7 protein-coding genes are annotated in these 6,144 nt (G+C 51.7%); 3 read left to right on the top strand and 4 right to left on the bottom strand.

The window, feature by feature from the left end:
- On the bottom strand, positions 1-276 hold a 276-nt coding region (locus IQ260_RS26130; RefSeq protein WP_228016443.1), incomplete at its 3' end, for a hypothetical protein.
- Between the two features lie 22 nt (positions 277-298).
- A complete protein-coding gene (locus tag IQ260_RS26125; protein WP_193996013.1) occupies positions 299-1,015 on the bottom strand; it encodes a hypothetical protein in 717 nt (238 codons plus the stop codon).
- A gap of 336 nt (positions 1,016-1,351) precedes the next feature.
- Here IQ260_RS26125 and IQ260_RS26120 point away from each other — a divergent pair, with 336 nt between their 5' ends.
- From IQ260_RS26120 to IQ260_RS26110, 3 genes are all read left to right on the top strand, one after another.
- Entirely contained in the window at positions 1,352-1,648 is a 297-nt protein-coding gene (locus IQ260_RS26120) for a hypothetical protein (RefSeq protein WP_193996014.1), read from the top strand.
- A gap of 117 nt (positions 1,649-1,765) precedes the next feature.
- Positions 1,766-2,149, top strand: a complete 384-nt coding sequence (locus IQ260_RS26115) for a RidA family protein (RefSeq protein ID WP_193996012.1) — start codon at positions 1,766-1,768, stop codon at positions 2,147-2,149.
- A 54-nt stretch (positions 2,150-2,203) separates the two neighbouring features.
- Complete coding sequence (locus tag IQ260_RS26110) at positions 2,204-2,686, top strand: SRPBCC domain-containing protein (RefSeq protein ID WP_193996011.1); 483 nt, start codon at positions 2,204-2,206, stop codon at positions 2,684-2,686.
- A 136-nt stretch (positions 2,687-2,822) separates the two neighbouring features.
- Here the strand turns inward: IQ260_RS26110 and IQ260_RS26105 are convergent, their stop codons facing one another.
- Positions 2,823-5,264 carry an acyl-CoA dehydrogenase gene (locus IQ260_RS26105; protein ID WP_193996010.1) on the bottom strand — a complete coding sequence of 814 codons (2,442 nt, stop codon included), beginning with the start codon at positions 5,262-5,264 and terminating at the stop codon, positions 2,823-2,825.
- Positions 5,265-5,292: 28 nt separating this feature from the next.
- Positions 5,293-6,144, bottom strand: an 852-nt coding sequence (locus tag IQ260_RS26100) for an acetyl-CoA C-acyltransferase (protein WP_193996009.1), incomplete at its 5' end; no start/stop codon positions are given.

Raw genomic sequence — 6,144 nt, 5'->3', positions numbered from 1 at the left:
CCCGATAAAAGAGCTAGATAGGCCTAATGATTGTAGCTGTTTGTGAATACTAGAAAAAAGTATGCCTGGATTAGCCTCAACTGGCTGACTAACTGAAAATTCCTCGAAGTCATCCAGCCAACTTCCTTCGACATCATCAAAATGTTGATGAACCCGATCAACTCCGTGATCTTGCCAGTCCTGCTGATATTGACGCACAGCACGCAAAGCTGCCCTAGCTTTTTCCATAGGGTCAGAGCTTTCGCCAAAACTAAAAATCTTGGTTTCGCTAGTCATGACTGATACCGAGCAACTGAACTTAAAGGTTCGTAATAATATTGTAGCCGGTCGCCGTTGGCGCATCACCATGGCTCAAGATAACTGTAACAAGTCGAGATACCACCTCAGTGTCCATCGGGTTATAGCTGACGAGTAATCCACGATCAATGTGCCAATACTGCAAGGTCGCTTCCCACTTTCGTTGCTTATCGGTCAGATACGTGCCTGAGACCGTCGTTAACTGAACACATAGCGCTGCTTCATGCTGCCCAGAGGCTAGCACGTCCGTTGCCATGGATAGATCGAGCAGGTGTCGCCACAGGTAGCTGCCTCCACGTCCTTCAAGTTCTTTGTCAAGGTTTCTCAACATCGGCTCATCCTCTCGCTTAAAGTTGCCGTTCATCACTTCCCGCTTCCAATTAGGAAACTTTGGATCCCGGTCGCCGATCCATCGTGGAAATAAAACCTCAAGCCAGTACTGCTCTGTAACTGAGAAATTTTCACTGACATAAAACTGGCAACGTTCATCATCACTCAAAGACCTGAGTGCAAGCCAAAGCTCAGCATCCAAGATGACTTCTGTGAGCAGATCTAGAACATAGGGCTTGCTGATTAACAGGCCATCTTTTTTATCTTTGATCCACTTTGCTAGTGCAGTAAGCTTCTGAGCTAAATCAGACTGAGTTGCTATTGCCTGCTGGGTGAGTTGCTTTAGCTTTGCGCGAGCGTCTTGCGGAGAGAGCCGTTTTGATGCCACTGTTCCAAGTAAAATTTTTGCAGGCTCTCTATTGTAGCGTAGGGGTTGCGATCTCTTGAATTACGCGCACCAACCCAACCGGCAGCATTCCAAAGCACGAGAAAATTTATACAGGTCACACTTACAAGACCGCAATAGTAGAATCGCAATGGAACGCAGGATCTTGCTTATCGCGAATCTTAGTACTCCCAATGTCGACGTTTCCACAAATTACGTTTTTGTCGTGATTGAGAAATCGATCAACTAATATTGATGTCAAGTTAAAATATCTTAGTTGATGCCAAGCCGTAACGTCTTTTGACGTTGATGATCTTTACCGGGTATCGAGAGGCATATATGGTCCAAGCACCAGTCGGCCAGACAGTATCTGAGCAAGCGCCGTCTAGCTCGACCGAAAACGACCTCTACAATGAGCTTCATTCTGAAATCAAGCCATTTTTGGATATTCTCAGACCGCTTATCCGCCAGCCCTCTGTGGTCGGCACCGAAGATGCCTTTTTCCGAGTGCTCGAGCGCGAGTTAGAGGAGTTTGGTATTAACTTTCAGGGTCAGCGAGTGCAGGCGCATCTACCCTATGTTGGCACCTATTTAGGTCAGGGCGAAATCTCACGCTCCTATTCTGCAGTTCGATAGAAATAACGATCAGGCTAAAAGCATCACATATCTGGCCGAGCAATTTTCAAAGGTGAGGCTCAGACGATGGCATAGATGCAAGATAATTGAAACTGATCCAAGTTCTATTAGAAGTAAATGAACGAAGCAGAAATAAAGGCAGGGCTCTCCGTAACGCCCGGTTACAGATACGCTGAGAACGTGGGGAATCAGTTATTTGTTGCTGGCCAAGTTCCACACGATGTGGACGGACAGCTTGTCGGTGTAGACGATCCCTATACTCAATCACGCCAGTGCTTGGACAATCTGCTAAAGCTACTAGCAGTCCATGGCTACTCGGTCGCAGACATACGGCAGCTAGTCGTTTATGTAGTGGGGCAGCAAGCTAATCTTGTCCAGGCATGGACGGCTGTGACAGAAAAGTTTAGCGAGGGAGTTCCGCCTGCCACATTGCTCGGGGTCGCGACCCTGGGTCACGAGGGGCAACTGGTAGAAATCGATGCGACGGTTATCAAAGTGTAGGGTCAGACTTGTGTTGTCACTGCTAAGAACAGACACTATATCGAGGAGAGACAAATGGTTCCAGTTGAAAATAATCCCAGCATCCAACAGAAAATGTCCCTCATGAAAGGATGGACAACTGAGGTTGTCATCCATGCCCCACGACAACTTGTGTGGGAGCAGGTGACGGACTTTGAAACTTATTCAGAGTGGAATCCCTTTGTAATTGAGGCTAAAGCCGAGTTTGCGGTTGGAGCAACAATTCATTTTCTAGAAGACCTCAAACAGTTTGGACGACACTGGATCGATGCTCAGTTTTTATCGATTGCTCCACCTGACTCTTTTGTTTGGCAAGGGCACGTTGCAGCACCGTTTCTCTTCACCGTCTGCCACCGATTTATTTTCGAAGCAATCAGCGAACACCAGACTCGCTTTGTCCAAATTCATGAAAACTCTGGGCTGCTAATTCCTTATTTGGCTTGGCGAGGCATCTATTTGGTCAGCCATCAAGGCTATCTTGATTATAATCAGGCGCTTAAAGAACGATGTGAGAGATGATTGATGGCAAGTTTCTGATCTGGAGCTACCTAACCCGTCACGGTCATACCCCGCCAGACTGCAAGCGCACTGTCTCCAAACTCGCCATCGATCCCATCAGCGCAACATTGTACTCCTCAGCTAATCTGACGCAACCCTATTCAGCCCCGGTCATTTCCTCCTCCATATAGTCTTTCCCAATGCGCTGATACTCAGCCAGGGTAAACGAATCTACCTGAATCGCATCTAACTGCGCCCGCTCTGCCGTTGTCGCCAGGTCAGATTCTGCTCCCGTAATCACCCCAGCCCGTAGTGCCGCCTCCACACGCCCCACAGGCGGAGCGATATTAAGTTGACCATTGCGCAGCGCCGTTTTAATTTTCCTAACTACTGGCATCGCCACAATCGACAACTGATAAGCCCGCTCCAAACGCCCCAGCGCCTGCTCCGCATCGGTAGGTACATGCAACCCTTTAGTCAGATGATTACGCCCATCAGGAGATTGGAGTAACTGAGCAACAGCATGGCCCTGCGCATCAGTGGGCACAACACCCATTGGGTTTAACCGGAACCAAGGCAGCGTAGTCGCTCGCATGAGACCGCCTAACACAGGAATCTCCAGATTCGCCAACAAACCTTCTAGAGCTTGCTGGATCTGCCCCAAACTATGGCTCATTGCCCAGTGTACTAGGGGCAAATCTTCCTTACGGCGACCCTCCGCCTCAAACCGCCGCAGTGTAGCTGTTGCCAGATACATCCAGGAGAGCATATCGGCAAAGCGGCTAGTGATTTTCTCATGCCGTTTGAGACGACCGCCATAGGTCAACATGGCTAAGTCTGATAGAGCCGCAAACGTGGCAGAGGCCCAAGCAATTTTCTGATAGTAGCGGGCTGTCTCTCCTCGCACCGGAGATTTTACCAAACGACCACGGGTCCAGCCGAGCGCTTTAGCACGGGTGAGATTTCGCAACATTAAGCCTACATGTCGCCAAAAGACATGGTCAAAGGCGGCAACATTGTTGTCCTCTAATGCGGCAATTTCATCAATGATATAGCCGTGGCAGCGAATGGCACCCTGGCCATAGATAATCAAACTGCGGGTGAGAATATTGGCTCCTTCTACCGTAATGGGGATTGGTGTGGCGGTGTAAATGTTGGCCAACAGATTCCGAGGACCGCGACAGATACCGGCACCGCCAAGAATGTCCATGCCGTCATTGATAATGTGGCGGGACAGCTCGGTAAACTGATACTTGGCAATGGCAGACACCACCGCAGGCTGTTCGCCTTGATCGACGGCACCACAGGTATACAGTCGGGCTGCATCCATCAGATAGGTGAGACCGCCAATGCGGGCTAGAGGTTCTTCGACACCTTCAAATTTGCCAATGGACAGACCAAACTGTTCTCGCACCACACTGTAGGCACTGGTCACCCGAGAGACCAGTTTTGCTACGCCCGTAGCGGTAGCTGGGAAGCTAATGCCGCGTCCAGCAGCGAGGCTTTGCATTAGCATGGTCCAGCCTCTGCCTGCTTGGTCCACACCGCCAATAATCTGGCTGGCGGGAAGGACTACATTACGACCAGCAATGGGAGAATTATAGAAGGGCACACCCATGGGGTCATGGCGACGACCGAGCTGCACACCGGGGGTATCAGCCGGGACTAGCACACAGGTAATGCCGATGTCTGTGCCTTTGCCCAGCAGGTTGTCGGGGTCGTGCAGGCGGACAGCTAGGCCAATTAGGGTTGCGATCGCACCCAAGGTTATATACCGCTTCTGCCAGTTCAACCGCAGATATAGCTCACCGTCTTTGCCCTTAAACACCGTACCGCTGGACTGTAGGCTGGCGGCATCCGACCCCGCCGTTGGTTCCGTCAGGGCAAAGCAGGGCATCTCTTCGCCCGTAGCCAGCTTCGGCAGGTAGCGCTGCTTTTGTTCGTCGGTGCCGTAGCGCAGCAGCAGCTTGGCGGGGCCTAAAGAGTTGGTCACCCCCACCGTAGCCGTATGGGTAAAAGAACGCGACGCTAGCTTAGTCATCACCGCGCTGTAGGCCGTATTGGAAAAACCGCGACCGCCGTATTCAGCCGGAATCATCATGCCAAAGAAGCGTTCTTGGCGCAGATAGGCCCACACGTTTGGGGGCAAGTCCTTACGTTGGTGAATCTCCCAGTCGGTGGCCATGCGACACACCTGCTCCACCGGTCCATCGACAAAGGCTTGTTCTATAGGATTGAGTGTCGGGTAGGGCTCTGCCAAAATCCGCTTAAAGTTGGGCTTGCCAGAAAACAGCTCGCCATCTACCCAGACAGTACCCGCTTCGATAGCGGCCCGCTCTGTGGCTGAAATCGCGGGCAATAGATTAAACAGCTTAATGACTCTAACAATGGGAGCTGTAATTACCACCTGGCGAAAAAATGGCACATTAAACACAGTGGCCATGAGTCCAAACAGACTCCATAGCCAAATGGGAGCCTGTGCTATGCCTAATACCAACGCACCGTAGGCAAACCAGACCAGCATCGGCACATTAACGTAGGCTAAAACGGCGAATAGCCCGACCAAACCAACAATCAAACCAACGGTCAAGAGAGCCATAATGTCTACCCCTTCAGTCGCAATAAAGTCAGAGCAACAAATTTTCAAACACACCGGCAGCCCCCATGCCACCCCCTACGCACATGGTGACCATGCCATAGCGGATACGGCGGCGCTGCATTTCATGAAGCAATGTGGCGGTTAGTTTGGCCCCACTACAGCCCAGGGGATGGCCCAGTGCGATCGCACCTCCATTCGCATTCACCCGGTCCTGGTTAAGACCCAACTTACGCATCACCGCCAGACTCTGGGCCGCAAACGCTTCATTCAGCTCAATCAGGCCAATATCGTCCAGCCTGAGCCCCACCTGCTTGAGCACGTTAGGAATGGCTTCCACAGGGCCAATTCCCATAATCTGAGGCGGCACCCCGGCTACAGAAAATCCCAGCAACCGGGCCATGGGGGTGAGATTTAGCTCCCGCATCCGGTCTTCGCCCATCAGAATCGTAGCTGCTGCCCCGTCGGACATTTGGGAGGAATTCCCGGCGGTGACGCTGCCGCCACGCCGAAAGACGGGTGGGAGACTGGCCAGGGCTTCCAGGCTGGTATCGGCCCTGGGGCCTTCGTCTGTATCAAAGACGGTTTTGTGGGTGTGGGTCTCGCCGTCTTGGTAAACCGTATCGGTGACAGTAAGAGGGATGATTTCGGCGGTGAAGTGGCCATGGTTGATGGCATGGAGAGCTTTTTGGTGCGATCGCAACGCAAACGCATCCTGATCCGTCCGTGAAACCTCAAACTGCGCGGCCACATTCTCCGCCGTCAGGCCCATGGAGGTGTACACCTGGGGCATTTCCGTCATCATCACCGGGTTAGGACTCCAGCGGTCTCCACCCATGGGAATCAGGCTCATAGATTCCACGCCACCGGCTACGATCACATC

It is taken from the genome of Leptolyngbya cf. ectocarpi LEGE 11479 (assembly GCF_015207065.1).
In the GTDB taxonomy this organism is placed as follows: Bacteria; Cyanobacteriota; Cyanobacteriia; order Phormidesmidales; family Phormidesmidaceae; genus Leptothoe; species Leptothoe ectocarpi.
This window is presented reverse-complemented; position numbering and strand designations above follow the sequence as displayed.